This is a genomic window from Thioclava nitratireducens (genome assembly GCF_001940525.2).
GTDB classification, from domain to species: Bacteria; Pseudomonadota; Alphaproteobacteria; order Rhodobacterales; family Rhodobacteraceae; genus Thioclava; species Thioclava nitratireducens.
Map to the genome: position 1 here is coordinate 3,558,829 of NZ_CP019437.1, position 26,008 is coordinate 3,584,836.

Consider the following 26,008-nt stretch of genomic DNA (forward strand, 5'->3'; position numbering starts at 1 on the left):
TGTCATTTCGTGGGCCAAGTAAGCGTATGGCGCAATTTGCCCCGGGCCGCAACTGGCGTGGCGCAATCTTTCCCGTTATCTGAGCCATATCGAGCAAGCGTGAAGAGAAGATGAACGAAAAACAGCCCTATTCGATCACGGGAGAGGCACGCACTGGACGCTGGCTGGTCACGTGCGATCATGCGCGCAACACCGTGCCCGGCTGGGTGGGCGGTGGCGACCTTGGCATCGACGCCGAGGATATGGCGCGACACATAGCCTATGACGTCGGCGCGCTGGGGCTGTCGGAGGCACTGGCGGAGCGGCTCGACTCGCCGATGATTGCCAGCGACTTCTCGCGGCTGGTGATCGACCCGAACCGCGGCGAAGATGACCCCACGCTGGTGATGAAGCTTTATGACGGCACGATCGTCCCCGCGAACCGCCATGCCGACGCGGCGGAGGTCGAGCGGCGACTGGACCGGCTCTACCGTCCTTATCATGCGGAATATGCCCGGCTCGCGGCGCGGCGCGAGGATACGGTGATCTGTGCCGTCCACTCCTTCACCCCTCGCCTGCGCGGGCGCCCGCCCCGGCCGTGGGATGTCGGCATCCTGCACGCTCCGGCCGATCCGCGCCTCGCCTATGAGATGATCGCGGCCCTCGAGGCCGAGGGTGATCTCTGCGTGGGCGACAACCAGCCCTATCTTGGGCATCTGGAGGGTGACTCGATCGACCGTCACGCGCTGGCGCATCGCCGCCCGAACGTTTTGATCGAGCTGCGCAACGACCTGATCGCGACGCCGGAGCAGCAGGCGGCGTGGGCGGACCGCCTTGCGCCGATTCTGACCTGCGTCCTGGCGCAGAGCGGACTGTAATCGGCGACAGCGACGACTGCGGGCGCACGTCGTTTCCGCCAGACGCATGCGCAGCCACATTCTGATCACATTCCATCGACGCTTTCGTGAGTGCCAGGGCGACGACACGCTGCGCGGCAACCTCGGCGCTGACTACCTCTTCGATGCGGAAGGGGCTAACGCGCTTTATCGCGGCTATGGCGATGACGAACTCTATGCCAGCGATCTGGACGGTGCCCCCGACCTGCTCGATGGCGGCGCCAATAACGACTACCTGAACGGCGATGACGGCGACACGATGACCGGGGCACCGGGTCGGATTGGTTCGGGGTCGACTGGAACGAGGGCGATGCGCCGGTGACGGTGACCGATTTCGGACAGACCGACCCGATCCCGGCCGCACCCGGCGAGTATCTCGGCATCGAGGTCGACGACCTCGCGCAGATCTCCGACTTCACCGTCTCGCAAAGCGGCACCGATTCCATCGTCTCGATCAACGGCCAGACGGTCGCGACGCTCAAGGATGTCGAATATGCCGCGCTGAAGTCGGCGAGCGGCGCGATCTACGCCACTGACGGGATCAATTACGGCCAGCCGAGCTACGCCTGACCGCCACTCGAATCGTATCGGAGGTCGCCGACCACGCGGCCTCTTTCCGTTTTGGTAAAGCGCCCGAAATCCGGCCGTCCCGGGACACGGCACCAATCCGCGCCATGCCGGCCGATGGTTAACGACATCTGAACAATGGAGCGGTTTCGGCGTCACAAAGCTTTTGCGCAAGCGATCAAATATCGCGACGATCAGGGCAAGTTCAGGAGAAACCATGCTCGCCTTGTTCATCGCCACCACCATCGCGTTATGCCTTCTCGGCTGGGCCGAGGGTCTGCCGCGCCAGCGTCAGGTTCGCGTCTCCTCCGACGCTGCAGCGATCGCCGCTGACCCGTCGCATGGCGCCCGGTCGGACCAGACGCCCGAAGCGTCGGACGCCTCGGAAGACCTCGACGCTGCCGTGATGTCGCGCATTGAAACCCTGCTGGCGCATTCGAACCAACAGGCCGGCGCCCACGCAAAAGAAAACCCTGCGCCTGCCGCGGGCCCCGAACCGCTCCCGCGGATCGACGGGTTCGAGCCGGGAGACGCGATCGCCCTCGACTTCACCGGCGCTGCGCCGCGCCACGACGACATCACCTTCCGCACCTGCGCCGAAGGCACGCTAGTCGTGATCGACGGCCGGGCCGAGCTCGTCATCACCGGCGTCGCGCCAGAGCAACTCGCGCCCGACGCCTTCCAATTCCGCGCTCATGCGGCGGCCTGAGAGACACCGCCCGCATGACAGGAAAAGACCCCGGTTGGGCTGGCCGGGGTCTTTTCTTTTTAACTACAGGATGTTGCGCCTCGGCGCGGATCAGATCGCGGCCTTGCGGCTCTCGTCGAGATAGATCTCGCGCAGTCGCACCGCGACCGGACCGACCACGCCCTCGCCCACCGTCTCGCCGTCGATCTCGACCACCGGCATCACGAAGGCCGAAGCCGAGGTGAAGAAGGCTTCGTCCGCTGCCTGCGCTTCCTCGATGGTGAAGGGCCGCTCCTCAATCTCCATCTGCGCTTCGGCGGCGTATTTCAGCAGCGAGGCGCGGGTGATCCCGTGCAGGATGTCGTGGCTCAGGTGCCGCGTGATGATCTTGTTGTCCTTGACGATATAGACGTTGTTCGATGAGCCTTCGGTGACGAAGCCATCTTCCACGAACCACGCATCATTCTTGCCCGCCTTCTCGGCCGCCATCTTCGCCATGGAAGGGTACAGAAGCTGCACCGTCTTGATGTCGCGGCGATGCCAGCGCAGGTCGGGCAGCGAGATCACCTTGATGCCCTCTTTCGCCTTGGGATCGTCGGCGAGGTTCGGCTTCGACTGCGTGTACAGCACCACGGTCGGGGGCGTGCCCTCTGGCGGGTAGTGGAAATCGCGATCGCCCGCATTGCCGCGGCTGACCTGGAGGTAGATCATCCCTTCTTCGAGATCGTTACGCTTGACCAGTTCGCGATGGATCTCGATCCATTCGTCGCGGGTCAGATCGCACGTCATTTCCAGCTCCGCCAACGAGCGGGCGAGCCGGTTCATGTGACCTTCGAATTCGAGGATCTTGCCATCCAGAACGGAGGTCACTTCATAGACCGCATCGCCCATGACGAAGCCCCGGTCGAAGACCGAAACCTTGGCCTCTTCCTCGGGCATATACTCTCCGTTGAGATAGACGATCCGGCTCATGTTCTCGCTCCTTGCAAACTCAGCCCCAGAGTTCCGGCTCCGGCGGCTCGACCACGCTGCCCTTGTAACGCAGCGGCACGTCGCGGTCTTCGGCCAGAAGCAGCGGGCCGTCAAGATCGACGTAATCCGCGCCCTGCGCGACCAGCATCGCCGGAGCCATCGCGAGGCTCGACCCGACCATGCAGCCCACCATGACCTTGAACCCCTCGGCGCGGGCCAGCGCCCGCAACCGAAGCGCCTCGGTCAGCCCGCCGGTCTTGTCGAGCTTGATGTTGATGACGTCATACTTACCGCGGAGGTTGAGAAGCCCGTCGCGCGTGTGGCAGCTCTCATCCGCACAGATCGGCACCAGACGCTCGATTTCCGAGAGCGCCTCGTCCCCCGCCGCGGGCAGAGGTTGCTCCACAAGGGCGACACCCAGCTTTTTCAACTCGCCCTGAATGTCGAGGAAGGTTTCCATCTCCCAGCCCTCGTTCGCGTCGACGATGATCTTCGCCTCCGGGGCGCCCTCGCGTACCGCGCGCAGACGTGGCATATCCTCGGGAGTGCCGAGCTTGATCTTCAGCAGCGGCCTGTGCGCATGTTCGGCCGCCGCCGCGCGCATCTTGTCGGGCGTGTCGAGCGAGAGCGTGTAGGCCGTGACCTGCGGTTCTGGCTTTTCCAGCCCCGCAAGCTCCCAGACCGGCACGCCCTTCTTCTTGGCTTCCCAGTCCCACAGCGCGCAATCCACCGCGTTGCGCGCGGCGCCGGCGGGCAGCGCATCCTGCAACTCGGCGCGGCTGATCCCCTCGGGCAAGCTCTCGATCTGCGCCGTCACACTGTCGAGACTTTCGCCGTAGCGCGCATAGGGCACGCATTCGCCGCGCCCGATCTTGCCGTCGCGCTCTATGGTCACGCTCAGTACATGCGCCTCGGTGCGCGAGCCGCGCGCGATAGTGAAGACCTGCGCCAGCTTGAACGTATCATGGCTTACCCGGATCATCCGCGCCCCCTTCGACTTGGTCAGAATATCCCCGCCGGAGGCATCCGACGGGTGTCACAGGCGAGACAATCAGATCGCGGCGAGCGCGTCCACCAGCTTGCCCGCGCCGAAGCGGAACGGGTCGGTCGCGGGCAGGCCCATTTCCTCCTCGACCTTGACCAGATAGGCCTTGGCCTCGTCTTCCCCCATCTTCTGGGTATTGACCGAGATGCCGACCACCTGACAGGCGGCATTGGCGACCTTCGCCAGCGCGAGCGCCATGTCGCTGAGTTCTTGCAGCGAGGGCAGCTTGTAGCCCGGCAGCCCGCGCATATGGGTGCGCGTCGGCTCGTGGGCGAGGATCAGCGCATCGGGCTGACCGCCATGGATCAGCGCCATCGTCACGCCCGAATAGGAGACGTGGAACAGGCTCCCCTGCCCTTCGATCAAGTCCCAATGGTCGGGATCGTTGTCAGGTGTCAGGTATTCGACCGAGCCAGCCATGAAATCCGCGATCACCGCATCGAGCGGCACCCCGTCGCCGGTGATCAGGATTCCGGTCTGCCCGGTGGCGCGGAAGCTGGCCTTCATGCCGCGCTCGCGCATCTCGCGCTCCATGCAAAGCGCGGTATACATCTTGCCCGCCGAGCAATCGGTGCCCACGGCGAGGCAGCGTTTGCCGGTGCGCTTCTCGCCGTTCGCGATCGGATATTTCACCGCCGGAATGCGCACGTCATGCAACTGACGCCCGCAGGCATCGGCCACGGCGACCAGATCGGGTTCGTCGCGCAGCAGGTTGTGCAGCCCCGACGCGAGGTCGAGCCCTTCCTCCAGCGCCTCGACGAGCACTTTCTTCCAGGCCTGCGAAATCACGCCGCCGCGGTTGGCAACGCCGATCACCAGCGTCTTGCAACCCTTCGCGACCGCCTCTTTGATATCCAGATCGGGGATGCCCATGTCGGCTTGGCATCCCTCCATCCGGTACTGGCCGATGGCGTATTCAGGCCGCCAGTCCTTGATCCCCTGCGCCACCTTCGCGGCCAATGGATCGTGGGCATCGCCCAGAAAAAGCAGATAAGGGGTGTCGATCAGCGACATGCGGGTCTCCCTGTGTTTTGTCTTTGTTTGTCGATGATATTAGGACGCGACGCAAAAATTTCTTGGGGATTTCCGTGCAATATTCACGCAAAAACGGAAGATCCTTCGGTAAAAGCGCCATCGCGACGCAATTTCGTGCATCACGCGGATTTCGAGGCGCGTCTGATGCTGCAGTGCGGCCTCGATTCTGCGCCTGCAAAATCGCCTTGCATGCGTCCGCGCAACAATATACCCAATCCACAACAAAAAACGTAACTTCATTGCGAAAGGCCGCTTCATGAGCTTCCGCGTTCAACCTACGCCCCCTGCCCGCCCGAACCGCTGCCAGCTCTTCGGCCCCGGCTCGAACACCAAGCTCTTCCCGAAAATGGCCGCTTCCGCCGCCGATGTGATCAATCTCGATCTCGAGGATTCGGTCGCCCCCGATGACAAGGCGCAGGCGCGGCGCAACATCATTCAGGCCAGCCACGAGATCGACTGGGGCAACAAGTACCTCTCGGTGCGCATCAACGGTCTCGACACCCCCTACTGGTATCGCGACGTGGTCGAATTGCTCGAAGAAGGTTCCGAGCGCATAGACCAGATCATGATCCCGAAAGTCGGCTGTGCGGCGGATGTCTATGCGGTCGATGCGCTGGTCACGGCGATCGAAACCGCGAAGGGCCGCAGCAAGAAAATCTCGCTCGAAGTCATCATCGAAAGCGCCGCCGGTCTCGCGCATGTCGAGGAAATCGCTGCATCTTCTTCGCGTCTGCAGGCGATGAGCCTCGGCGCGGCCGACTTCGCCGCCTCGATGGGAATGCAGACCACCGGCATCGGCGGGACGCAGGAAAACTACTACATGCTGCGCAACGGCGAGAAGCATTGGTCCGACCCGTGGCACTGGGCACAGGCCGCGATCGTCGCCGCCTGCCGCACGCACGGGATTCTGCCCGTCGATGGCCCGTTTGGCGATTTTTCCGACGATGACGGGTTCCGCGCGCAGGCGCTCCGCTCGGCGACTCTGGGCATGGTCGGCAAATGGGCGATCCACCCCAAGCAAATTTCCCTTGCAAATGAAGTCTTTACGCCGTCAGATGAGGCGGTCACCGAGGCGCGCGAAATCCTCGCAGCGATGGAAGAAGCCAAGGCACGCGGGGAAGGCGCGACGGTTTACAAAGGCCGTCTCGTTGACATAGCGTCGATCAAACAAGCTGAAGTGATTGTAAGACAAGCTGAAATGATTAAAGATTAAGCCGCGCGCGAACGAATCGCGATATAGTTATCGAATCCCGGAGCGGTTGGGAGGGGAGGCCCGGCCGCATGAGGGAAAAGGAGCGCCCTGGCCCCGTGCCGGGGCGTTTCCGTTTTCTGGAATCGGGCGCTCTCGCCGCGTAACCTTCCTTAACAGCCCCGTGCGACTGCCCCGTGACAGACCGCCACCGCTCAGTCCTTGAGCGGCAAACGAATCTCCGTCAGCAGATTTCCGGGCTTCGGCTCGAAGGGATCGTTCAGATAGACCTCGTAGCGATCGAGACCGCGCGGCGCTTCGCCCGACGCGGGATACCACTCCTGCGCCAGCCAGCGATACGCCTCGGGCAACTGGTCATAGGGCCCTGCGATCGTCAGGATCGCATATCTCCCTGCGGGATAGCGGATTTCCTCGAGAGGCGGGAAGATCACGAACCCCTCGCCCACTATGAAACAGGCATGCGAACGCAGATCCTCCGCCGGGACCGTGCGCGGATTGTCATGCCCGATCATCGCCGGATGCTCGACCTCCGTCCAAGACGGTTCGGGAATCAGCGAAACGAGCCTCTGGAACACCGGCGCCACCGCAGGATAGGGTCCGGTATGCGCCAAACCCACCAACCGCACCGGCGGCAGCGTCCGTATCTCGACCTCGTAGGCCATCGCACCCTCCCTTGAAAGCTAACCGGGCCTCGCCCCGAGCAGTTTAGCGCCCCGCGCTTCCCCGCCTATCTAGCAGGCTCCCGCCACCCGCACATCTGCGATAGGCTGCCCATGCGCCACCCAGTTGCAATTCCCGAGCGTTGAAGACATTAAGGGCCCGAGTTTCCGGATGCGGAGTGATCCATGACCTATCTCGAATTCGAAAAGCCGCTGGCAGAAATCGAAGGCAAAGCCGAAGAGCTGCGCGCGCTGGCCCGGCAAAGCGAAGAGATGGATGTCGACAAGGAAGCGTCGGCCCTCGACAAGAAGGCCGAGACGATGCTGCGCGATCTCTACAAGGATCTGTCGCCCTGGCGGAAATGCCAGGTCGCGCGCCATCCCGACCGGCCGCATTGCAAGGACTATATCGACCAGCTCTTCACCGAATACACGCCGCTCGCAGGCGATCGCAACTTCGCCGACGACCATGCGGTGATGGGCGGCCTTGCGCGTCTCGGCGACAAGCCGGTGATGGTGATCGGCCACGAGAAGGGCAACGACACCGCGAGCCGCATCGAGCGCAACTTCGGCATGGCTCGCCCCGAGGGCTACCGCAAGGCGATCCGCCTGATGGACATGGCCGCCCGCTTCGGACTGCCCGTCGTCGCCCTGATTGACACGCCCGGCGCCTATCCCGGCAAGGGCGCGGAAGAGCGCGGCCAGTCCGAAGCCATCGCCCGCTCGACCGAGAAATGCCTGCAGATCGGCGTTCCGCTGATCTCGGTCATCATCGGCGAGGGCGGCTCGGGCGGCGCCGTGGCCTTCGCCACCGGCGACCGTGTCGCGATGCTGGAACATTCCGTCTATTCGGTGATCTCGCCGGAGGGCTGCGCCTCGATCCTCTGGAAGGATGCCGAGAAGATGCGCGAAGCCGCCGAGGCGCTGCGCCTGACTGCGCAAGATCTCAAGAAGCTTGGCGTGATCGACCGCATCATCTCGGAGCCGATGGGCGGCGCACAGCGCGACCCCAAGGCGACCATCGCTTCGGTCGGCTCTGAAATCTCGCTGATGCTGGCCGAGCTGGAGGGCAAGAAGGCCGCCGATCTCATCAAGGCCCGGCGCAAGAAGTTCCTCGACATGGGCGCGAAGGGGCTTTCGGCCTAAACCGAAACTCCTCCCGAAACGCGAAGACCAGCGCCGGCCTCACGCCGGCTCCGCCTGCCTGCGCATCAGCCCCGCCCCGAGCGCGAGCGCGATTATGACCGCGCCATAAATCTCGGTCGTCAGCCGCAGTCCCAGTTCCGGCACCGCCAGCCCTGCGAGCACCGCAGGCACCCCGAAGGCCGAATATGCCAGTGTGAACAGTGCCGCGAACAGGCCGCCACGCTCATCCGGCGCAGTCAGCGGCGCAAGCGAACGTAACACCCCCGCGAAGCAGGTGCCGAACCCGATCCCCGCGATGAAAACGCTCGCAAGATAGAGCGCGAAACTCCCCGTCGTGAGCGCCGCCAGCGACAACACCGTGCCCAGCACCAGCCCGTCCGTGCCCAGAAGCGCAATCCGGCGTGGCGCCAGATTGCGCGTCGCATAGCACGAGGCCGCTCCGGTCGCCGCCAAAAGCGCCACGATCGCGCCCTGCGCCAGCGCTGTGTGAACCTCGAAGACCCGGGCCACGATGGGCGCGCCCAGCGACAGGAACAGCGAGCCGGTCCCCCACCCCGCCACGACGGCAGGCGCGCCCCGCCGGAACGCTGCGCGAATATGCGGCGGGACCGAGACCTGCGGGCGCAGCGAGGCGAGCGTCCCCGCATGGCGCGGCGCCGTCTCCGGCGGGAGCCAGACCAGCAGCGCCAGCACGGCATAGACCAGAGCAAGTCCAAGGAAGGTCACCAAACGCGGCGCGGGCACATAGGCCAGCAATGCCCCACCCGCGAGCGCGCCGAGTGCCAGCCCCGCCAAGGGCGCAACTGCATTCCAGACCGCCGCCAGTCCGGGCCGCGCCGGCGGCTCGTGATCGGTCGAACTCGCGCTCAGCGTCGAGATCAGCAGACCGCTTGCCAATCCTTGCAACACCCGCGCCATTAGCAGCGTCGTGGCCGTATCGGCCCGGAGGAATTCGAGCATCCCGACCGCCAACAGAACGAACCCCACTGAAAGGACGGGCCGCCGCCCGAGGTGGTCGGAGAGCCGCCCGAAGACCAGTAGGGTCACCAGAAGAGCCCCGGCATAGATCGCGAAGATTCCCGTCATCATCGCCGAGGAAAAGCCGATCTGCGCCTGTAGCACCGGGTAGAAGGGCGACGGCGCACTGGCCCCGGCCAGCATCAGCACGAGCCCTGCAAGGGCCAGAACGAAGCCCGCGCGGCTCCGCGTTGGCGGATTTGGAGAGGTGGGGCGCGGGCCGGGACGGGTCTCATCGGTCATCGCTGTCTCCTGATGCGATAGGTTCGAAAATTGTTGAACCTCCACATACTCGACACAGCCGATGGTTCAAGTATTGTCGAACCATGAGCACGCCCCCCGAACTTCCTCACCCGCCCGCAGACTCGCTGTCGCTGTCGCAAGTGCTGTTCGCGCTCAGTGATCCGGCGCGGCGCGAAATCGCCCGCAACCTGCGCGAGGGCCCGCTTGAAGCCGCCGCCTGCAGCTCTGCGGGCGCGGGCGTTCCGAAATCTACGAAATCCCATATTCTCAAGGTCTTGCGGGAATCCGGCGTAATACGGAACGAGCCGAATCCGAACGGCCGCGGCCGCCTTCTCACCCTGCGCCGGGACGACCTCGAAGCGCGCTTCCCCGGCCTGATCGACCCGATCCTCGACGCCGATCTACGCGAGGGATGATCACGCCAACGTGTTCCGCGCCGCGCTTCGCGGCCCCGCCGCACCTCTTCCTCTTGGCTAAAAAATCCCCGCCGGAGGCTCCCTCCCCCGGCATCCACTCAGGGCTTCGGCAGCTCGAACCCGGCATCCGCCATGAGCGCATCGGAGCGCGGCTCCACCACCGCTTCGACCGCCGCCAACGTCTGTGGTGCCGAGCCAGCCGCGTCGATCACCGGCAGGAACTCGGTCACCGCCACGCCCGAGCGGATCGGCCAGCCTCGCTTGTTCCAGAACAGCCCGGCATTGGTCGCGGCGGGCACGACCGGCAGTTTCGTGGCCTCCGCCACCACCCCCACGCCCTGCTTGTAACGGCGTTTCTCGCCCGGCGGCACGCGCGTGCCCTCGGGATAGATGATCAGTTGGCCCAGCCCATGCGTCGCACGCGCCTCTTCGACCGCCCCAAGCATCACCTTCATCGCCTCCGACCCCTTGGAGCGATCGATCGGAATGCACCCCGCCTTGTGCGCGAACCAGCCCATCACCGGCACGTTCAACAGCGCCTTCTTCATCACGAAAGCCCGGCGCGGCAGGTGATTGGCGAGGATAAGAATGTCGAAAAAGCTCTGATGCTTGGCCGCGATGATGCAGTCGCCCTGCGGCGGCGTGCCGCGCAACTCGTAGCGCAACCCCAGATAGACGCGCGCCATCGTCAACAGATGCTGCGTCCAGATCCCGGCCACGCGATGCACCCCGTCCCGCCCCTTTGGCAGCACCTGAAACACAAGGCCCCACGCCCCGATCAGCACCGTCGCGAGCGCAATGTGGACGTAGTAAACTCCGGTCATCACATGGGTCAGCGGCGTGACCTTTCCGGGTCGGTGCGAAGGATCGGACATCAGCGAAGTCTCCTGAGCATACGCAGCGCGGCGAAACGCGTGGCGGCAAAGGCCACGATCGCGGCGATCGGCGGAATGATCAATGGCCAGAGCCATGCGGCCCCGGAAAAGCCCAGGCCGGTGAGAAAGCCGCCCGCGGCCTCGGTCGAGGGGAGCAGCGCCACCGCGAGCATCCCCATCACCGTGCCCGCCACGGCACCGATCAGCCCGCGCGTGGTGAACCGGCGCACGAAGGCCCGCGCGATAAAGGCGTCGCGCGCGCCCACAAGCCGGAGCGTCGCGATCACCTGACCATTCGCGGCCAGCGCGGCCTGCGCGGCCAGCGTGATCATCCCCGCCATCGCGCCGAAGATCAGCAGCAGCGAGAGCAGCCCCAGCGTCCGGATCCGCTGCGCGGCGGCCACCAGCGGGCGCCGCCAGCGGGTATGGTCGTCGAAGATCGCGCCGGGCGCTTCAGCCTGCAGCCGCAGCCGCAGCCCCTCGGCATCGACGCCCGCGCCGGTCTCGGTCACTGCGATCAGCTTCGGCAACGGCAACGCATCCACCGGCAGATCGGGACCGAACCACGGCTTCAGCAGCCCCTTCATCTCGTCATCGCCCAACACCCGCGACGAGGCGACACCCGGCGTCGTCTTCAGCACCTCCTGCACGGCGGCGACCTGCGCATCCATCTGCTCGGGCGGGGCGGAGATGCGGATCGTGGCGGACCGCGCGAGGCTATCCGCCCAGCGATCGGCAAGCCGCCCGGTCGCCAGCGACAGAGCGAGCGCAAAAACCGCCAGAAACGCCATCGCGGCGGCCGTGAACAGGGTCAGCCGCGCGGTAAACCCGGTCGGCGGCACGACACGATCCGGCCCCGTGGTCTCGGATGCGAATGTCAGCATGGTCAGCTTCACAGATCGGCCCCCGCCGTATGCAGATGGCGCTTCGCGATCCGCAGCACCCGCGCCGAGACCTGCGGCTTCGCCTGCCGGATCAGGTTCAGATCGTGGGTCGCGATCACCACCGTCTTGCCCATCTTGTTCAGCTCGACCAGCAAAGACAGCAGCCGCAGCGACATCTCCCAATCGAGGTTCCCCGTCGGCTCGTCCGCAAGGATCACGTCGGGCGACATGATGACGGCCCGCGCCAATGCAACCCGTTGGCGCTCCCCGCCCGACAGCTGCGGCGGCAGCGCATTCGCCTGCCGCTTCAGCCCGACCCACGCCAGCAATTCGCGCAGCTGGGTCATGTCGGGAGTGCGGCGATTGACCGTCATCGGCAGCGCCACGTTTTCCTCCACCGAGAGGTGATCGAGGAACTGGCAGTCCTGGTGCACGACACCGATACGCTGGCGCAGCCCCGCGATTTCGTCGCGGCTCATCGTGCGCACATCCTTGCCGAACAGAGATAAATGACCCGCCGTCGGCAGCAGCTCCGCGTAGCACAATTTGAGAAATGTGGTCTTCCCCGCGCCCGACGGCCCGGTGAGAAAATGAAATGACCCTGGGGCAAGCGTCAGGGACATATCGCTCAATAGCTCCGCCCCGCTATAGCTCATCGCCACATTTTGCAGCTCGATCACTGCCAGCCCCTCTATTTGGTGCGCGTTTCGCGAATTAAGCGGCCCAAATCATTTGGACATTCCGCCCGCGCTTGCTACAACATAAGACAGTGGTTGGCCAGAACGGCAAAACGCCAACACGGGCAGGGATGGGACAATATGCGGTTGGTTTGCCCCAATTGCGGTGCGCAATACGAAGTGGATGACGCCGTCATCCCAGACGGCGGACGGGATGTGCAATGCTCCAATTGCGGGCATGGCTGGTTCCAGCCGAGCAAGGATATGCTCTCTGCCGACAGCGACCCGACAGGCCCTGCGGCCCCGCCGGCAGGCTGGGATCCGGATCCCGACCCCGAAACGACCTCAGAACCTGAAACCTCCCGAGCCGAGACAGAGGCGCCCGTTGCCTCAAAGGCGACCGAGGAGCCGTCCGAGCCCGCGCCGATGCCGGAGCCCGAACAGCAACCCAGCCACGACACGGCGACCCATCTGCCCGAGCCCGAGCCGGTGGTGACGCAGCAAAGCGACGATGATACCGATGCAGCCGTCGCGGCGATGGTCGCGGCGCCGGAGGCCGAGGAAGATGACGCGGACGAGCCGGGCCTAGGCCCCGCCCCGCGCGTCGGGGCCAAACCGCGCAAACCACTCGATGACGGGCTCCTGTCGATCCTGCGCGAAGAGGCCGAGCGCGAAGCCGCGCAGCGCCGCGCCGAAGGCTCGAGCGAATTGCAGACGCAAGAGGAGCTGAACCTCGAAGAACGCGAAACCAGCGAAGATGCTGAACGCGCCGCAGAGGCCGCCGCCGCCGATCTGGCGCGCCGTCGCAAACGCGCACAGGATTTTTCCGACCTTCGCGACCCCGACGCCGAGCGCGAGGAAGATCGCGTGGCCGACCTGCTCGGCGAGGACGATGAGGACCTGCAGACGATCCGCGGGCGCGAACGCCTGCCCGATATCGACGAGATCAATTCGACCCTCACCGCGACCTCCGATCGCGAAGGCGACAGCGTCGCCGAATTCTCGCCGGAGATGGCGCGCCGCCGTCGCTCTGGCTTCAGCCGGGGCTTCATCTTCGTGATGGCCGTGACTGCGGTCTTGGCGCTGCTCTATGCTTTCGCGCCGGACATCGCAGCGAAGGTCCCGGCGCTGAAATCGCCGCTGACGCAATATGTCGTCGCGGTGGACGAGGGGCGCATCTGGCTCGACGACCAGCTCCAGATCCTCACCCATCGCCTCTCGCCAGAGACGGCCTCGGACGGCTTCACCGAATAAGTTTTCCTAATATTTCGACGCCCCGCATAAGTTGAACTTATGCGCGCCCGGCATCAGCCCGAATTCGAGAACTGATCGAGCAGCCGCTTGAGGTAATCCAGTTCTTCCTCGGGGCGCAGACGATCGGCCGAGCGGCGCCGGATTTCATCGAGCAGGTCCTGCGCCCGGCGATAGACATCCTCGCCGTTGAGCATCTGACGATCCGTGCCGAGCTGGTTGCCCTCGCCCTGCGCCCGGCCCAGCGGATCGCGTGGCATCTCGCGCCCACCGAGTTGTCCAGGTTGGCCCGCCTGCTGATTGCCCTGCTGGCCGGGCTGCTGACCGTCGCGGCGCGCCTGTTCGTTGCGCATCGCCTCGCCCAACGCGCGCATCCCTTCGCGCAGCGCCTCGATCGCGTCGGCCTGACGGTCGATCGCCGCCGAATTGTCGCCCTGGCGCAGGGCCTGCTCGGCCTGATCCATCGCGCGCCCGGCGTCGTCGAAACGCTTCTCGGCCTGCTGGCCCGCCTCGTTGCCAAAGCCCGGCAGCAGCCCGCGCTGGCGGTCGAGTTCGCGGCGGAGCGCACGTTGGCGATCCGCGAGGCTCTGGCCGTCCACACCGCCCTGCCCGCCGTTCATGCCGGGCTGGTCGCCCTGCCCCTGACCGTCGCGCTGCGCTTGTCCGTCCTGGCCTTGGCCGGGCTGGTTGCCGGGCTGCTGGCCCTGACCTTGTTGGCCTTGCTCACCCTGCTGGCCTTGTTGCCCCTGCTGACCTTGCTGCTGACCCTGTTGCCCTTGCTGACCTTGCTGGCCCTGCTGACCGTTCTCGGCCTGCTGCTGGCGCTCCTCGGGCGTCATGAACTGGTCCTGCAGGTTGCGGAACGCGTCGTCCGAAAGCTCCTGCTGCTTGCGCAAGGTGTCCTGCATGTCGCGCATCGCCTGACCGCCGGGCATGTCGCCCTGACCATTCTGGCCCTGCTGGACCTTGAGGTTCTCCATCATCCGCGAGAGCTGATCGAGCAATTCCTGCGCCTCGGCCATCCGGCCTTCCTCCATCAGCTTCTGGATCTGGTCCATCATCTGCTGGATCTGGTCGCCGGTTATCTGCTGGCCCTGCTGCGGCTGCTGCCCAAATTGCGGACCCTGATCCTGCTGTTGCGAGCGTTCGGCGAGCATGCGGATGTAATTGTCGGTGGCCTGTTTCAGCTCCTGCATGAGCTTGGCGATTTCGTCCTTGGAGGCCCCGTTGCGGATCGCTTCGGAAAGCTTCTCCTGCGCCTTCTGCATCGCGGCCAACGCATCGGCCAAGCCGCCATCTTCGACAAGCTCCGCCATCTTCCACAGCGCCTCGGCGATCTCGTCGCGGGCCTCGGGGGACAGGTCGGGATCGTCGAGCCGCCCGATCACGAGGCGGATCATCAGATACACCTCCTCGCGCTTGATGAAGCCCTCGTGCCGGTTCGAGATCGCGCGGAGAAGCTGATCGGCATAGCCGCGGTTGTCGCGCGACCACAGAAGATCGCGGCGCACCTCAATCAGCGCGGCGGCGAGCGGGTCGAAGAAGCGCTTGCCGGGCAGGATGATTTCCTGCGTGCCGGAGGTGCCGGTCTGGCCGCGCCCGTCCTCGACATCGAGCGTAAGCTTCACCGGCAGGTTCGCCCAAGGATGCTTCGCGGCATCCTCGACAAGGCTCTCGGTGAAATCGGCGCGCGAGCCGGAAATCGGCAGCGGCAGATCATAGATCAGATCGTCGCGCGGCTCGGGCGGGATCTCCAGGCCGTAGCGGCGATCGACCTTCGCCAGATCGAGCGAGATCACCGCATGGCCCTTGGTCACGGCGTAGTCGTCCTGCGCGGTGAAGGGCAGGCTCAGCTTACCATCGGCGCGGCGGTCGGGGGTACCGGCCAGCGCGACCGAGGGCGCCTCGTCGGGGCGCACCACCACATTGAAGCGGCGCGCGGCGGGGCCCTTGAACTCCAAAAGCCCGTCGCGAACCGCTTCGAATTCGTGGGTCTCGATGCCGCTGGCGGTCTGCGCCGCACCCTGCTCGGGCAGCGCGGCCGGATTCGAAACGCTCTCGGAAAAGCCGATCGCGCCGGAAGAGCCGTACAGCCGGATCGAGAAACGGGTGCCCTCGGGCACGATCAGTTCGTCGCCCTCGACCTTGTTCAGATAGAGCCCCGGCTTGCCGGTATAGCGCGGCGGCGCGGCCCAGCCTTCCCAGCTCGGTCCCATCGCGGCCTCGGCAGAGCCTGCAGGCGTCGGCAGCCCCTCGGTCGGATGCAACAGACGCTGCGGCACCCCGAAGATCACCGCGACGACCAAGGCCGTGAGCGCAGTCAAACGCAGCGCATAAGGATCACGGCGAGCGAGATCGGGTTTCGGTCGCGGCGCGCGGGCGGCTTGCGCGGCTTTCGCCATGCGCCGCAGATGCGCCATCCAGAGCGCGCGGGCTGCGGGATCGTTCCGCCCCAGCGCCATTTCGTCGGTCAGCGCGGAAAGTGGGCGGCCCGGCAACGTCGCATCGAGACGCGCGATCGCATCGGTCCGGCGCGGCCAACGCATCCGCCACGCGCCCCAGCCCAAAGCCACGAGCGACGCGATCAGCGCGACCAGCCAGAACCAACGCCCGCCCGGCCCCAGATAGGCGGGCAGGGCGAAGGCGATGGCGGTGGCGATCAGCGCGAGAACGGAGAGAAGCGGCCAGAAGGCGGCCAGCCCTCGCTCGAGGATCATCCCGGCATGGGTCAGCAAAATAGGCCGGGCGAGCGGGGCCAGAGCGGCCTGCCCGTCCTCCTTCGTCGCGGTATCGCGCGAAGCTTTGCTGAACCAGTTCCTGACCGGCATTCTCTCCCTATCCGTCGGCCCTGATTCCCTTCCTACGGATCAGAGCCACTCCGGGATCGTATCGCGGGAGAGCATTTCCTCAAAGCTCGGTCTTGCACGAATGAGAGCGAATTCGCCCCCCCGCACCAGAACCTCGGGGATCAGCGGGCGGGAATTGTATTCCGACGACATGACCGCGCCGTAGGCCCCCGCCGAGCGGAAGGCGACCAGATCGCCCGGGCCCAGCGGTGTCAGGTTGCGCGCCTTGGCGAAGGTGTCGCCGGTCTCGCATACCGGGCCGACGATGTCGTAAGGCGCGGAGTCGGTGCCCGGCTCTGGTTCGAGCACCGGGACAATATCGTGATAGGCGCCATACATCGAGGGCCGCACGAGGTCGTTCATCGCTGCGTCGAGAATGAGGAAATCGCGTCCCTCTCCCTCTTTCAGCCAGATCACCGAGGAGACCAGCAGCCCGGCATTGCCCGAGATCAGGCGGCCCGGTTCGATTTGGATCTCGCAGCCCAGATCGCCCACGGTGCGCTGGATCACCTGCCCGTATTCGATGGGCAGCGGCGGCGCGGAGTTAGAGCGCTCATAGGGAATGCCCAAGCCGCCACCGAGGTCCAGCCGACGGATATCATGGCCATCCGCGCGCAACGTCTCGGTCAGTTCGCGGACCTTCAGAAAAGCCGCCTCGAACGGCTCCAGATCGGTCAGCTGCGAGCCGATATGCACATCGATGCCGACGACATCGATGCCCGGCAGCTTCGCAGCCTCGGCATAGACCGCGCGCGCCTTGGCGATCGGGATGCCGAACTTGTTCTCGGATTTCCCGGTCGCGATCTTCTCATGGGTCTTCGCGTCGACATCCGGGTTCACCCGCAGCGCGATCGGCGCGGTCACGCCCATCGACGCGGCAATCTCGGAAATCGCCAGTAGCTCCGGCTCGGATTCGACATTGAACTGGCGGATGCCGTTTTCGAGAACGTAGGCGATCTCCTCGCGGGTCTTGCCCACGCCCGAGAACACCACCCGCTCGCCCGGCACGCCAGCCGCCCGCGCACGGCGATATTCACCGCCCGAAACCACGTCCATCCCCGCGCCGAGATCGCCCAGCACCTTCAGTACGGCGAGGTTCGAGTTCGACTTGATCGCGAAGCAGATCAGGTGTTCGGTCCAGCCAAGCGCCTCTTCGAACAGCTTGAAATGCCTCTCCAGCGTGGCGGTCGAATAGACGTAGAACGGCGTGCCCACGGCCGCCGCAATCTCGGGGATCGGCACATCCTCTGCATGAAGGACGCCGTCGCGATAAAGGAAATGATCCATGAGAGGTCTCGATTACTGGGCCGAAGCCTGCTGGGATTGCGCGCTGTCCGCCTCGGACGGAGGAACGGGCGGGCCGTCGACACCGCAGGCAGCGAGCGAAAGAAGAAGCGTCAGGGCGAGGGTCAGGGTCTTGGTCATGGAGTCACCGACAGGGTCATGATGCCGACACGCGCCGTCGCGGCGGGATAGACTTTGATGCCGTCACGATTGATGCCGACATGCGTATGCAAGGCCGGGTCGGCGGCGCATCCGCCAAGAAGGCCGATCAGCACGAAAGGGACCGCGAAGTTCATCCAAGCAGTTCCTTCCAGCGGGCGACCTGCGCGCGCACCTGGTCGGGCGCGGTGCCCCCGTAAGACTGACGCGAGGCGACCGAGTTGTGAACCCCGAGCACGTCGAACACGCTCTCGGTGATCGCCGGGTTGACCGATTGCATCTGCTCGAGGCTCAGATCGGGCAGATCGCAGCCCCGCTCCTCGGCCATCGCGACGAGCGAACCGGTGACATGGTGAGCGTCGCGGAACGGTAGCCCCGCCTCGCGCACCAGCCAGTCGGCCAGATCAGTCGCGGTGGAGAACCCGCCCGAGGCCGCGGCCTCCAGCTTGTCGGCATTGACGGTCATGTCGCCGATCATCCCGGCCATCGCGGCGAGCGCGAGCATCAGGTTGTCGGCGGCGTCGAAGACCTGTTCCTTGTCTTCCTGCATATCCTTGGAATAGGCGAGCGGCAGCCCTTTCATCACGGTGAACAGCGCGACCGACGCCCCGAGGATGCGTCCGATTTTGGCGCGGATCAGTTCTGCCGCGTCCGGGTTGCGTTTCTGCGGCATGATCGACGAGCCCGTCGACCACTTGTCCGACATCGCGACGAAACGAAACTGCGCGGAGGACCAGATCACCAGTTCTTCGGCAAGGCGCGACATGTGCACCGCGCAAATCGCAGAGGCCGACAGGAACTCCAGCGCGAAATCGCGATCCGACACCGCATCGAGCGAGTTCGCCATCGGCCGATCGAAACCGAGCGCCTCGGCCGTCGCATGACGGTCGATCGGGAAACCTGTGCCAGCAAGCGCCGCCGCCCCTAGAGGAGATTCGTTCATCCGTTTGCGCGCATCAATGAACCGGGATTTGTCGCGCGCGAACATCTCGACATAGGCCATCATGTGGTGGCCGAAAGTCACCGGCTGCGCGGTCTGCAGATGGGTGAAGCCGGGCATGACCCAATCGGCGCCTTCCTCGGCCCGGGTCAGCGCGGCGCGGATCAGCGTGTCGAGACCCGAGATCGCGGCGTCGCATTGTTCGCGCACCCAGAGGCGGAAATCGGTCGCGACCTGATCGTTGCGCGACCGCGCCGTGTGCAGCCGCCCCGCCGGTTCGCCAATGACCTCTTTCAGCCGCGCCTCGACATTCATGTGGATGTCTTCGAGCGCGGTAGAGAACGGAAAGCCGCCCGCTTCGATCTCGGACAAGACGGTGAGCAAACCTTCCCCGATCGCCTCGGCATCCTTGTCGCTGATGATGCCCTGCGCAGCGAGCATCGCGGCGTGGGCCCGGCTGCCGCGGATGTCCTGCGCGTAGAGCCGCTGATCATACCCGATCGAGGCGTTGATCGCCTCCATGATCGCATCAGGCCCCGCGGCGAAACGCCCGCCCCACATCGCGTTGGAGGACTTGTTCTCGTCGGTCTGATCGGTCATGGTCGAAGGCCCTTGCTAGGAGGCTATATGTTACGGTTTCTCGTCCTTTATACGGCGCTGGCGCTGGGTGCAAATGTTGCGCAGGCCGCGGATCTCGATGCGATTAAATCGGGGCAGATGGAATCCCTCGTTACCTATGACGAACCGCTGCCGCTGCCGCCCTTCACGGTGACCGATGAAAGCGGCGACGAGCATTCGATGAAAGATTTCGAAGGCAAGGTTGTGCTGATCAATTTCTGGGCGACGTGGTGTCCGCCCTGCCGCGAGGAGATGCCTTCGCTGAATGCGCTGCAAAAAGAGTTCGGCGAAGATGGGTTTCAGGTGATGACGATCGCCACGGGCGGATCGAACTCGCCCGAGAAAGTCGCCGCCTTCTTCGATAAGGAAGGCATAGACGTCTTGCCCCGTTTCCACGACGATGCCAATTTCGCCGCCCGCGCGATGGGGGTGCTGGGCCTGCCGGTTTCGGTCCTGGTCGACAAGAACGGCCACGAGGTTGCACGAATGATCGGCGGGGCGGAATGGGATTCGCCCGAGGCGAAGAAGGTCATTCAGGCATTGATCGACGAGGATTGAGGCGCGATGACGCCGTGACGCGTGTGGTTTAAGGCGAACCGCTGCGCCATCGCGGTATTCTCGTAGATGCTGTGCTGCGCATTTATACAGTACTTCGCATATACTGTACTTCGCATTCCACCTCACATGGCACACGCGTTCGGACACCCGATGGCGCCCCGCGGGCTCCGCGCGTCGCGAAAGCTCGCTTATTTTCTTTGAGCGATGTGGCACTGCTAATGCCACAAGGCTCTGGGCGCCTCATGGCCGTGATGGCACAGCCATAAGCCCTGAGACGCGCTCATGCCGCGGTTCTTTCGGCTCGGAGGTAGCGCCCTAGCCAATGCTCGATCTCTTCGGATAGAGAAAGGATAGCCTCGAGCCGTCCCTTGATGTCGTCATGGAAGCTGTCGAGCTGGTCTATTGTGGCCGCGAGCCCACCGTTGGTATCCCGCATGCGCCCGCACTCGACCCGCCCGAGAACCCGGATCGTGTCGAGCCCGAGCAACTGGCGACGAAGATCTCGACTTTGGTCCATCATATCGTCAGCGAGTTCTGCCGCTTGGCGCATCGCGGCATTCGCATCGGCAGTGCCCCTGACGACGAGAGACTGAAGCAATGTGCGCTCCTCGTCTCGGGTATGACCTTCGCGAGGTTGGCTAGGCTGCGCCTCTTCGCCCATGAAATTTTCGCTCATCTCGTTGAGGACACGAGCGCATCCTAGTTGGAACACGGCGCGCGCAACCTGGTAGGCCATCTGGCCACAAAGATTGTCGCGGCCGGCGACGAATTTGCGCAGCCGTTCCGATATAACGGCAGACGAGGCTTTGTAATTTTCCGAGATTGCAGACACAGGCCCCCCGGATGGTTCCAACCGCGAAGCAACAATCCGCATATTGTTGGGCACGGATTGCAACGCCTCGAAACTGCGCAAAAGTCCGAATTGTTCCTTCGTTAGCCGCCCCATCGCGGTGTTCAACTCGGCCAGCATCCGCGTATTCTCATCGGCAGTTCGACCGAGGCGGCGATCCCGTTCGGTCAGTTCAAGCGCCAGAGCATAGGCCATGAAGGCAGTGTAGTTGGAGTAGCCGCCCCGCTCTGCGAAATCGCGCAGCAGACCCGCGCTCTCCCCCGGGTCGAGGGCCTCTGCCCGCTCGCGCGCAGAGAGCTCGCGATAGAATGAATGAATCCGATCGGAGAGGTCGCTCGTCGGCTTCAGCCGGACGGAAACATAACCGCTCTCGATTGGCATGACGACCGCGAACACCCAGTACCAACCGCCACCTTTCGCCCTGTTTTTCACATAGGCGCCCATGGGATAGCCCTCTTTGATCGCATCCCACAGCACCCGGAACACCGCGCGCGGCGTATCGGGGTGGCGCACGATCTTATGCGGGGCACCGATCATCTCGGACCACTCGAAGCCCGCGGTGCGGCGAAAAATTTCGTTACCCGATTGGATCACACCGCGCGTGTCGGTGCGCGAGTAGAACAATTCTTCCAGCGCGAAAGGCACCTCGCTGGTGCCGCGCATTTCCGGCTGCCCCATTGTCGTTATCGCCCATTCTGTTCCATCAGGACTCACCCTAGGCAACCGACGATTACGAACGGCTTAACGCTGCAGAAGAATTTTTTGCTAACCACGAGTCCGATGCCTTTCCCCCTCTTTACCGCTTCTTAGGCGCTTGCGGGGATGCTTGTTGCGAAGGTGAAGGAGGGGCACATGACGATTCGAAACGCGAAAGCCATGCCCGTGCATCGTGACGAAGACAGCCCACTGAGCGTCGCGGCTGCGGAGCAAAGACGACAGTCCATTACCATGGTGCACGCGGCGATCGATAGGCACGACGTCATGCTGGCCTTTCAACCCGTAATCCAAACCTGTCGTCCCGACCGTCCTGCCTTCTATGAAGGGCTGATCCGTGTGCTCGACGACCGCGGGCGGATTATCCCGGCCAAAGATTTCATGGAGGCGATCGAACGCACGGAGGTCGGGCGAAAGCTCGACTGCCTCTCGCTCGAACTCGGTTTAAAGGCGCTTCTCGGGCAACCGGATCTGCGCCTTTCGGTCAACATGTCGGCGCGCTCTATCGGCTACGCGCCGTGGACCAAGGTGCTCAATCGCTGCCTCGCACTCGATGAAACGGTCGCCGATCGCCTCATACTCGAAATTACCGAAAGCTCGGCCATGGAAATGCCTGAGCTGGTCAGCATCTTCATGGAGGACCTGCAGGCCCGAGGTGTCAGTTTCGCGCTCGACGATTTCGGGGCGGGCTACACCTCCTTCCGCTACCTTAGGGATTTCTACTTCGACATCATCAAGGTCGACGGTCAGTTCATTCGCGGCATCTCCCACGATCCGGACAATCAGGCGTTGACGAAATCGCTGCTCGATGTAGCGCGCCATTTTGAGATGTTCACGATCGCCGAAGCGGTCGAGTCGCTGGAGGATGCCGAATATCTGGCGAGCCTCGGCATCGATTGCATGCAGGGCTATTACTTTGGCGCGCCGACGATCCACCCTCCGTGGAGCCAGACGCCCGAGCCGCAGAGGAGGCGCGCATGACCCCGGCGAAAGCGCAATAAACTTGCGCTAACAATTTCCCGAGCGACGGGATTAAGCTTGACCTCTCGCCTCCATCCGCCATGCTGCGCAGCAGCAGAACGGACGCGCTTTCGCGCCCGCTTAAGTGATGAGGAGGATCCCATGACCAATGTCGTCATCGTCTCGGCCGCGCGCACGCCCGTCGGCTCGTTTTTGGGCGCGTTCGCCAATACGCCCGCACATGACCTCGGCGCCGCCGTGATCGAGGCCGTCGTCGCCCGCGCCGGGATCGAGAAGTCCGATGTGTCCGAAACGATCCTCGGTCAGGTGCTGACCGCGGGCCAAGGCCAGAACCCCGCCCGCCAAGCCCATATCAACGCGGGCCTGCCGATCGAAAGCGCCGCCTGGTCCATCAACCAGGTCTGCGGCTCGGGCCTGCGCACCGTTGCGCTCGGCGCCCAGCATATCATGTGCGGCGATGCCGATATCGTCGTAGCCGGCGGTCAGGAAAGCATGTCGCTCAGCCCCCATGTCGCGCATCTGCGCGCGGGCCAGAAGATGGGCGACATGAAGATGATCGACTCGATGATCAAGGACGGGCTGTGGGACGCGTTCAACGGCTACCACATGGGCCAGACCGCCGAGAATGTCGCGACCCAGTGGCAGATTTCGCGCGAGCAGCAGGACGAATTCGCGCTCGCCTCGCAGAACAAGGCGGAAGCCGCGCAGAAGGCGGGTAAGTTCGCCGACGAGATCGCACCCTTCACCGTGAAGACGCGCAAGGGCGACATCGTCGTGGATCAGGACGAATATATCCGCCACGGCGCGACCATCGAGAACATGCAGAAGCTGCGCCCCGCCTTCACCAAGGACGGCTCGGTGACCGCGGGCAACGCGAGCGGCATCAACGACGGCGCGGCAGCAGTGCTGTTGATGTCGGAAGAAGAGGCCGAGAAGCGCGGCCTCACGCCGCTGGCCCGCATCGCGTCCTACGCGACCGCCGGCCTCGACCCGTCGATCATGGGCTGCGGTCCGATCCCCTCCTCTCGCAAAGCGCTGGAAAAAGCGGGCTGGAAAGCCTCCGATCTCGACCTGATCGAGGCAAACGAAGCCTTCGCGGCGCAAGCTTGCGCCGTGAACAAGGATATGGGCTGGGATGTCAGCAAGGTGAACGTCAACGGCGGCGCCATCGCCATCGGCCACCCGATCGGCGCAAGCGGCGCGCGAATCCTCAACACCCTGCTCTTCGAGATGAAGCGCCAAGGCGCGAAAAAAGGCCTCGCCACGCTCTGCATTGGCGGCGGCATGGGCGTCGCAATGTGTATTGAAGGCCTCTAACGGCAAAAAAATGCTGCATCTGCAAAAAGAGCGCGCAACTTTGTTGCGCGCTCTTGTCATTTTCGGTAACAGCGTTTCAAGGGGTAATCCATTGGAGGAGGAATCATGTCGAGAGTTGCATTGGTCACCGGCGGATCGCGCGGCATTGGCGCGGCGATCTCGAAGGCGCTTCAGGCGGCGGGCTACACGGTCGTCGCGAACTATGCCGGCAATGACGAGGCTGCGGCCAAGTTCACCGAGGAAACGGGGATCAAGACCTACAAGTGGTCGGTCGCCGATTACGACGCCTGCGCGGCGGGCATCGAGCAGATCGAATCCGAAGTCGGCCCGATCGACGTTTTGATCAACAACGCCGGCATCACGCGTGACGCGCCCTTCCACAAGATGACCCGCGAGCAGTGGAGCGAGGTGATCGACACCAACCTCAGCGGCATCTTCAACATGACCCATCCGCTCTGGACGAAGATGCGCGAGCGCAAGTTTGGCCGCGTCGTGAACATCTCCTCGATCAACGGCCAGAAGGGCCAGTTCGCGCAGGCGAACTACTCGGCAGCGAAGGCGGGCGATCTGGGTTTCACCAAAGCTCTGGCGCAGGAAGGCGCCCGCGCAGGCATCACGGTGAACGCGATCTGCCCCGGCTATATCGCAACCGAAATGGTCATGGCGGTGCCGGAGAAGGTGCGTGAGTCGATCATCGGCCAGATCCCGGTCGGGCGTCTGGGCGAGCCCGAAGAGATCGCGCGCTGCGTGGTCTTCCTCGTCTCCGACGATGCGGGCTTCATCACCGGCTCGACGATCACCGCGAATGGCGGTCAGTATTTCATCTGATTTCGCCTCTTGGCATTCTCGACGGGGGCCCGCATTTTGCGGGCCTCTTTGTTTTGGCGGGGGCAGGATGACGCGCGGCAAGGCCACTTCGATCGGGTTCACGGCAGTGTTGCTGTGGGCGCTTCTGGCGCTGTTCACCGTGGGATCGGATCCGGTGCCGCCCCTGATGCTGAACGCGCTGTGCTTCGCCCTTGGCGGCGCGGTGGGCATAATCTGGCTGTTCGCGACCGGCGCGCTAGGGCAACTGCGGCATGTCTCGTGGAAGGTCTATCTCGCCGGAACCGCGGGGCTTTTCGGATATCATTTCCTGTATTTCTCGGCGCTACGTCTCGCGCCTCCGGCCGAGGCCGGGCTAATTGCCTATCTCTGGCCGTTGCTGATCGTGCTGTTTTCCGGGCTGCTGCCCGGCGAGCGGCTGACCCTTTGGCATGTCGCGGGCGCGGTACTGGCCTTCGGGGGCGCCGCGCTGATCCTGGGAGGCGGGATCTCCGCCGATCCGGAGGCGCTGCCCGGCTATGGGCTGGCGCTGATTTGCGCGCTGACATGGTCGAGCTATTCGCTGCTGTCGCGGCGCTTCGGCGCGGTGCCGACGGCGGCGGTCGCGGTCTATTGTCTGGCGAGCGCAGCGCTGTCCGCCGTCGCCCATCTGGCGCTGGAGCCAACGATCTGGCCACAAAGCGCGGTCGGCTGGGCCTCGGTGATCGGCTTGGGACTGGGGCCCGTCGGGCTCGCTTTCTACACATGGGATCTTGGCGTGAAGCGCGGCGATATTCAGCTGCTAGGCACGGCCTCCTATGCGGCACCGCTGGTCTCGACGCTGGTGCTGGTCGCCGTAGGGATCGCGAGCGCGCGCCCGAGCCTGCTGATTGCGGCAGCGATGATCGCCGGGGGCGCGGGGCTGGCGGCGCTTGGCGGTCGGGGTCGGCGCGCCTCGCCCCCTCCGCCGGACATGACCGGGCAAGAGATACCGCGGAAAGGTTCGGCCTGAGTAGGCGCCCTCTCGAACGGCCCCGTTATAATGACACGGGCCGCCCAAAGGACGGCCCGGTTAAACTCGTGGGAGGGCCCTCAGGCCGTTTCGAGGCGGCGGATTTCCTCTTTCAGCCGAAGTTTTTGCCTTTTCATCTGAGCGATTTCAAGATCGTCGACGCCGGGTCTGCGCGCAGCGCGCTCTACCTCCATCGACAGAGCCTCATGTTTCTTGCGAAGTTCGGTGATATGCGAACCAAGCGACATGGCAGTCTCCTCTCCAGTTGTCAGCCCGTCGATTGCAGCACAGCTTTTGAGTCGTGTCACGGAAATGTCGTATAGTGACGGGGCATCTCCATCATTTTCGCGAAATCTTGCGAAAGC

28 protein-coding genes are annotated in these 26,008 nt (G+C 64.3%); 13 read left to right on the forward strand and 15 right to left on the reverse strand.

Going from position 1 to position 26,008, the window contains the following annotated elements; translation table 11 throughout:
• Positions 1 to 110 precede the first annotated feature (110 nt).
• The 4 genes from BMG03_RS16995 to BMG03_RS17010 all read left to right on the forward strand — a co-directional run bounded on the left by BMG03_RS16995 (position 111) and on the right by BMG03_RS17010 (position 2,151).
• Entirely contained in the window at positions 111 to 857 is a 747-nt protein-coding gene (locus tag BMG03_RS16995; RefSeq protein ID WP_075773981.1) for an N-formylglutamate amidohydrolase, read from the forward strand.
• 46 nt (positions 858 to 903) lie between these two features.
• On the forward strand, positions 904 to 1,197 hold the full coding sequence (locus BMG03_RS17000) for a hypothetical protein (RefSeq protein WP_075773980.1): 294 nt from the start codon (positions 904 to 906) through the stop codon (positions 1,195 to 1,197).
• Positions 1,194 to 1,445 carry a hypothetical protein gene (locus BMG03_RS17005; RefSeq protein WP_075773979.1) on the forward strand — a complete coding sequence of 84 codons (252 nt, stop codon included), beginning with the start codon at positions 1,194 to 1,196 and terminating at the stop codon, positions 1,443 to 1,445. Before BMG03_RS17000 ends, BMG03_RS17005 begins: the two co-directional genes overlap by 4 nt.
• Before the next feature lie 214 nt (positions 1,446 to 1,659).
• Positions 1,660 to 2,151: a hypothetical protein gene (locus BMG03_RS17010; protein WP_075773978.1), complete on the forward strand. Its 492-nt coding sequence runs from the start codon at positions 1,660 to 1,662 to the stop codon at positions 2,149 to 2,151.
• Positions 2,152 to 2,241: 90 nt separating this feature from the next.
• On the opposite strand, the gene BMG03_RS17015 is transcribed toward BMG03_RS17010, so the two are convergent.
• From BMG03_RS17015 to dgcN, 3 genes are all read right to left on the reverse strand, one after another.
• Positions 2,242 to 3,102: a D-amino-acid transaminase gene (locus BMG03_RS17015; protein ID WP_075773977.1), complete on the reverse strand. Its 861-nt coding sequence runs from the start codon at positions 3,100 to 3,102 to the stop codon at positions 2,242 to 2,244.
• A 19-nt stretch (positions 3,103 to 3,121) separates the two neighbouring features.
• Complete coding sequence (gene dgcA / locus BMG03_RS17020) at positions 3,122 to 4,084, reverse strand: N-acetyl-D-Glu racemase DgcA (RefSeq protein WP_075773976.1); 963 nt, start codon at positions 4,082 to 4,084, stop codon at positions 3,122 to 3,124.
• A gap of 69 nt (positions 4,085 to 4,153) precedes the next feature.
• On the reverse strand, positions 4,154 to 5,155 hold the full coding sequence (dgcN, locus tag BMG03_RS17025; RefSeq protein ID WP_075774321.1) for an N-acetyltransferase DgcN: 1,002 nt from the start codon (positions 5,153 to 5,155) through the stop codon (positions 4,154 to 4,156).
• Positions 5,156 to 5,438: 283 nt separating this feature from the next.
• On the opposite strand from dgcN, the gene BMG03_RS17030 reads away from it, so the two are divergent.
• Positions 5,439 to 6,395, forward strand: coding sequence for an L-malyl-CoA/beta-methylmalyl-CoA lyase (locus tag BMG03_RS17030; RefSeq protein ID WP_075773975.1), 957 nt, complete (start codon positions 5,439 to 5,441; stop codon positions 6,393 to 6,395).
• A gap of 191 nt (positions 6,396 to 6,586) precedes the next feature.
• Here the strand turns inward: BMG03_RS17030 and BMG03_RS17035 are convergent, their stop codons facing one another.
• Positions 6,587 to 7,054, reverse strand: coding sequence for an AraC family transcriptional regulator (locus BMG03_RS17035; RefSeq protein WP_075773974.1), 468 nt, complete (start codon positions 7,052 to 7,054; stop codon positions 6,587 to 6,589).
• Between the two features lie 183 nt (positions 7,055 to 7,237).
• On the opposite strand from BMG03_RS17035, the gene BMG03_RS17040 reads away from it, so the two are divergent.
• Entirely contained in the window at positions 7,238 to 8,197 is a 960-nt protein-coding gene (locus tag BMG03_RS17040; RefSeq protein ID WP_075773973.1) for an acetyl-CoA carboxylase carboxyltransferase subunit alpha, read from the forward strand.
• A gap of 39 nt (positions 8,198 to 8,236) precedes the next feature.
• Here the strand turns inward: BMG03_RS17040 and BMG03_RS17045 are convergent, their stop codons facing one another.
• Positions 8,237 to 9,457 carry an MFS transporter gene (locus tag BMG03_RS17045; RefSeq protein ID WP_075773972.1) on the reverse strand — a complete coding sequence of 407 codons (1,221 nt, stop codon included), beginning with the start codon at positions 9,455 to 9,457 and terminating at the stop codon, positions 8,237 to 8,239.
• Between the two features lie 83 nt (positions 9,458 to 9,540).
• Between BMG03_RS17045 and BMG03_RS17050 the strand changes: the two genes are divergently transcribed.
• Positions 9,541 to 9,873: an ArsR/SmtB family transcription factor gene (locus BMG03_RS17050; RefSeq protein WP_075773971.1), complete on the forward strand. Its 333-nt coding sequence runs from the start codon at positions 9,541 to 9,543 to the stop codon at positions 9,871 to 9,873.
• Positions 9,874 to 9,971: 98 nt separating this feature from the next.
• Here the strand turns inward: BMG03_RS17050 and BMG03_RS17055 are convergent, their stop codons facing one another.
• From BMG03_RS17055 to BMG03_RS17065, 3 genes are read right to left on the reverse strand one after another with little or no spacing between them, the layout of a single operon-like run.
• Positions 9,972 to 10,748, reverse strand: coding sequence for a lysophospholipid acyltransferase family protein (locus BMG03_RS17055; RefSeq protein ID WP_075773970.1), 777 nt, complete (start codon positions 10,746 to 10,748; stop codon positions 9,972 to 9,974).
• Positions 10,748 to 11,632, reverse strand: coding sequence for a cell division protein FtsX (locus BMG03_RS17060; protein ID WP_075774320.1), 885 nt, complete (start codon positions 11,630 to 11,632; stop codon positions 10,748 to 10,750). Before BMG03_RS17060 ends, BMG03_RS17055 begins: the two co-directional genes overlap by 1 nt.
• An 8-nt stretch (positions 11,633 to 11,640) precedes the next feature.
• Positions 11,641 to 12,312, reverse strand: coding sequence for a cell division ATP-binding protein FtsE (locus BMG03_RS17065; protein WP_075773969.1), 672 nt, complete (start codon positions 12,310 to 12,312; stop codon positions 11,641 to 11,643).
• Positions 12,313 to 12,450: 138 nt separating this feature from the next.
• Between BMG03_RS17065 and BMG03_RS17070 the strand changes: the two genes are divergently transcribed.
• The gene (locus BMG03_RS17070) at positions 12,451 to 13,563 is read left to right on the forward strand and encodes a zinc-ribbon domain-containing protein (protein ID WP_075773968.1); all 1,113 of its coding nucleotides are present in this window, start codon (positions 12,451 to 12,453) and stop codon (positions 13,561 to 13,563) included.
• A 53-nt stretch (positions 13,564 to 13,616) separates the two neighbouring features.
• Here the strand turns inward: BMG03_RS17070 and BMG03_RS17075 are convergent, their stop codons facing one another.
• The 5 genes from BMG03_RS17075 to argH are packed head-to-tail and all read right to left on the reverse strand — an operon-like array spanning position 13,617 to position 19,389.
• A complete protein-coding gene (locus BMG03_RS17075) occupies positions 13,617 to 16,388 on the reverse strand; it encodes a DUF4175 domain-containing protein (RefSeq protein WP_075773967.1) in 2,772 nt (923 codons plus the stop codon).
• Positions 16,389 to 16,427: 39 nt separating this feature from the next.
• Complete coding sequence (lysA, locus tag BMG03_RS17080; RefSeq protein ID WP_075773966.1) at positions 16,428 to 17,693, reverse strand: diaminopimelate decarboxylase; 1,266 nt, start codon at positions 17,691 to 17,693, stop codon at positions 16,428 to 16,430.
• Between the two features lie 12 nt (positions 17,694 to 17,705).
• Complete coding sequence (locus BMG03_RS21220) at positions 17,706 to 17,831, reverse strand: hypothetical protein (protein WP_255415012.1); 126 nt, start codon at positions 17,829 to 17,831, stop codon at positions 17,706 to 17,708.
• Positions 17,828 to 17,986, reverse strand: a complete 159-nt coding sequence (locus tag BMG03_RS20815; RefSeq protein WP_157771608.1) for a hypothetical protein — start codon at positions 17,984 to 17,986, stop codon at positions 17,828 to 17,830. The genes BMG03_RS21220 and BMG03_RS20815 overlap by 4 nt, the downstream gene beginning before the upstream one ends.
• Positions 17,983 to 19,389, reverse strand: coding sequence for an argininosuccinate lyase (argH, locus tag BMG03_RS17085; protein ID WP_075773965.1), 1,407 nt, complete (start codon positions 19,387 to 19,389; stop codon positions 17,983 to 17,985). The genes BMG03_RS20815 and argH overlap by 4 nt, the downstream gene beginning before the upstream one ends.
• Before the next feature lie 27 nt (positions 19,390 to 19,416).
• Here argH and BMG03_RS17090 point away from each other — a divergent pair, with 27 nt between their 5' ends.
• Complete coding sequence (locus BMG03_RS17090) at positions 19,417 to 19,965, forward strand: TlpA family protein disulfide reductase (protein ID WP_075773964.1); 549 nt, start codon at positions 19,417 to 19,419, stop codon at positions 19,963 to 19,965.
• A 280-nt stretch (positions 19,966 to 20,245) separates the two neighbouring features.
• Here BMG03_RS17090 and BMG03_RS17095 read toward each other — a convergent pair whose 3' ends face one another.
• The gene (locus BMG03_RS17095; RefSeq protein WP_075773963.1) at positions 20,246 to 21,493 is read right to left on the reverse strand and encodes a PAS domain-containing protein; all 1,248 of its coding nucleotides are present in this window, start codon (positions 21,491 to 21,493) and stop codon (positions 20,246 to 20,248) included.
• Positions 21,494 to 21,691: 198 nt separating this feature from the next.
• Between BMG03_RS17095 and BMG03_RS17100 the strand changes: the two genes are divergently transcribed.
• From BMG03_RS17100 to yddG, 4 genes are all read left to right on the forward strand, one after another.
• The gene (locus tag BMG03_RS17100) at positions 21,692 to 22,510 is read left to right on the forward strand and encodes an EAL domain-containing protein (RefSeq protein WP_075774319.1); all 819 of its coding nucleotides are present in this window, start codon (positions 21,692 to 21,694) and stop codon (positions 22,508 to 22,510) included.
• Positions 22,511 to 22,651: 141 nt separating this feature from the next.
• Positions 22,652 to 23,827, forward strand: a complete 1,176-nt coding sequence (locus tag BMG03_RS17105) for an acetyl-CoA C-acetyltransferase (protein WP_075773962.1) — start codon at positions 22,652 to 22,654, stop codon at positions 23,825 to 23,827.
• A 105-nt stretch (positions 23,828 to 23,932) separates the two neighbouring features.
• Positions 23,933 to 24,655 carry a beta-ketoacyl-ACP reductase gene (phbB, locus tag BMG03_RS17110; protein ID WP_075773961.1) on the forward strand — a complete coding sequence of 241 codons (723 nt, stop codon included), beginning with the start codon at positions 23,933 to 23,935 and terminating at the stop codon, positions 24,653 to 24,655.
• Positions 24,656 to 24,722: 67 nt separating this feature from the next.
• Complete coding sequence (yddG, locus tag BMG03_RS17115) at positions 24,723 to 25,643, forward strand: aromatic amino acid exporter YddG (protein WP_077701315.1); 921 nt, start codon at positions 24,723 to 24,725, stop codon at positions 25,641 to 25,643.
• Between the two features lie 80 nt (positions 25,644 to 25,723).
• Here the strand turns inward: yddG and BMG03_RS17120 are convergent, their stop codons facing one another.
• Entirely contained in the window at positions 25,724 to 25,891 is a 168-nt protein-coding gene (locus BMG03_RS17120; protein WP_075773960.1) for a YdcH family protein, read from the reverse strand.
• Between the last annotated feature and the right edge of the window lie 117 nt (positions 25,892 to 26,008).

Excerpts from the sequence above, each read along its gene's own strand:
- BMG03_RS17075 (WP_075773967.1), bottom strand. The coding sequence starts at position 16,388 with ATGCCGGTCAGGAACTGGTTCAGCAAAGCTTCGCGCGATACCGCGACG.
- BMG03_RS17035 (WP_075773974.1), bottom strand. The coding sequence starts at position 7,054 with ATGGCCTACGAGGTCGAGATACGGACGCTGCCGCCGGTGCGGTTGGTG.
- BMG03_RS16995 (WP_075773981.1), top strand. The coding sequence starts at position 111 with ATGAACGAAAAACAGCCCTATTCGATCACGGGAGAGGCACGCACTGGA.
- BMG03_RS17120 (WP_075773960.1), bottom strand. The coding sequence starts at position 25,891 with ATGTCGCTTGGTTCGCATATCACCGAACTTCGCAAGAAACATGAGGCT.
- BMG03_RS17000 (WP_075773980.1), top strand. The coding sequence starts at position 904 with ATGCGCAGCCACATTCTGATCACATTCCATCGACGCTTTCGTGAGTGC.
- BMG03_RS20815 (WP_157771608.1), bottom strand. The coding sequence starts at position 17,986 with ATGAACTTCGCGGTCCCTTTCGTGCTGATCGGCCTTCTTGGCGGATGC.
- BMG03_RS17095 (WP_075773963.1), bottom strand. The coding sequence starts at position 21,493 with ATGGGGCAGCCGGAAATGCGCGGCACCAGCGAGGTGCCTTTCGCGCTG.
- BMG03_RS17045 (WP_075773972.1), bottom strand. The coding sequence starts at position 9,457 with ATGACCGATGAGACCCGTCCCGGCCCGCGCCCCACCTCTCCAAATCCG.
- BMG03_RS17060 (WP_075774320.1), bottom strand. The coding sequence starts at position 11,632 with ATGCTGACATTCGCATCCGAGACCACGGGGCCGGATCGTGTCGTGCCG.
- BMG03_RS17070 (WP_075773968.1), top strand. The coding sequence starts at position 12,451 with ATGCGGTTGGTTTGCCCCAATTGCGGTGCGCAATACGAAGTGGATGAC.
- BMG03_RS17050 (WP_075773971.1), top strand. The coding sequence starts at position 9,541 with ATGAGCACGCCCCCCGAACTTCCTCACCCGCCCGCAGACTCGCTGTCG.
- BMG03_RS17090 (WP_075773964.1), top strand. The coding sequence starts at position 19,417 with ATGTTACGGTTTCTCGTCCTTTATACGGCGCTGGCGCTGGGTGCAAAT.
- BMG03_RS17040 (WP_075773973.1), top strand. The coding sequence starts at position 7,238 with ATGACCTATCTCGAATTCGAAAAGCCGCTGGCAGAAATCGAAGGCAAA.
- BMG03_RS21220 (WP_255415012.1), bottom strand. The coding sequence starts at position 17,831 with ATGACCAAGACCCTGACCCTCGCCCTGACGCTTCTTCTTTCGCTCGCT.
- BMG03_RS17100 (WP_075774319.1), top strand. The coding sequence starts at position 21,692 with ATGCCCGTGCATCGTGACGAAGACAGCCCACTGAGCGTCGCGGCTGCG.
- lysA (WP_075773966.1), bottom strand. The coding sequence starts at position 17,693 with ATGGATCATTTCCTTTATCGCGACGGCGTCCTTCATGCAGAGGATGTG.
- yddG (WP_077701315.1), top strand. The coding sequence starts at position 24,723 with ATGACGCGCGGCAAGGCCACTTCGATCGGGTTCACGGCAGTGTTGCTG.
- BMG03_RS17015 (WP_075773977.1), bottom strand. The coding sequence starts at position 3,102 with ATGAGCCGGATCGTCTATCTCAACGGAGAGTATATGCCCGAGGAAGAG.
- BMG03_RS17055 (WP_075773970.1), bottom strand. The coding sequence starts at position 10,748 with ATGTCCGATCCTTCGCACCGACCCGGAAAGGTCACGCCGCTGACCCAT.
- argH (WP_075773965.1), bottom strand. The coding sequence starts at position 19,389 with ATGACCGATCAGACCGACGAGAACAAGTCCTCCAACGCGATGTGGGGC.
- dgcA (WP_075773976.1), bottom strand. The coding sequence starts at position 4,084 with ATGATCCGGGTAAGCCATGATACGTTCAAGCTGGCGCAGGTCTTCACT.
- phbB (WP_075773961.1), top strand. The coding sequence starts at position 23,933 with ATGTCGAGAGTTGCATTGGTCACCGGCGGATCGCGCGGCATTGGCGCG.
- BMG03_RS17105 (WP_075773962.1), top strand. The coding sequence starts at position 22,652 with ATGACCAATGTCGTCATCGTCTCGGCCGCGCGCACGCCCGTCGGCTCG.
- BMG03_RS17010 (WP_075773978.1), top strand. The coding sequence starts at position 1,660 with ATGCTCGCCTTGTTCATCGCCACCACCATCGCGTTATGCCTTCTCGGC.
- BMG03_RS17030 (WP_075773975.1), top strand. The coding sequence starts at position 5,439 with ATGAGCTTCCGCGTTCAACCTACGCCCCCTGCCCGCCCGAACCGCTGC.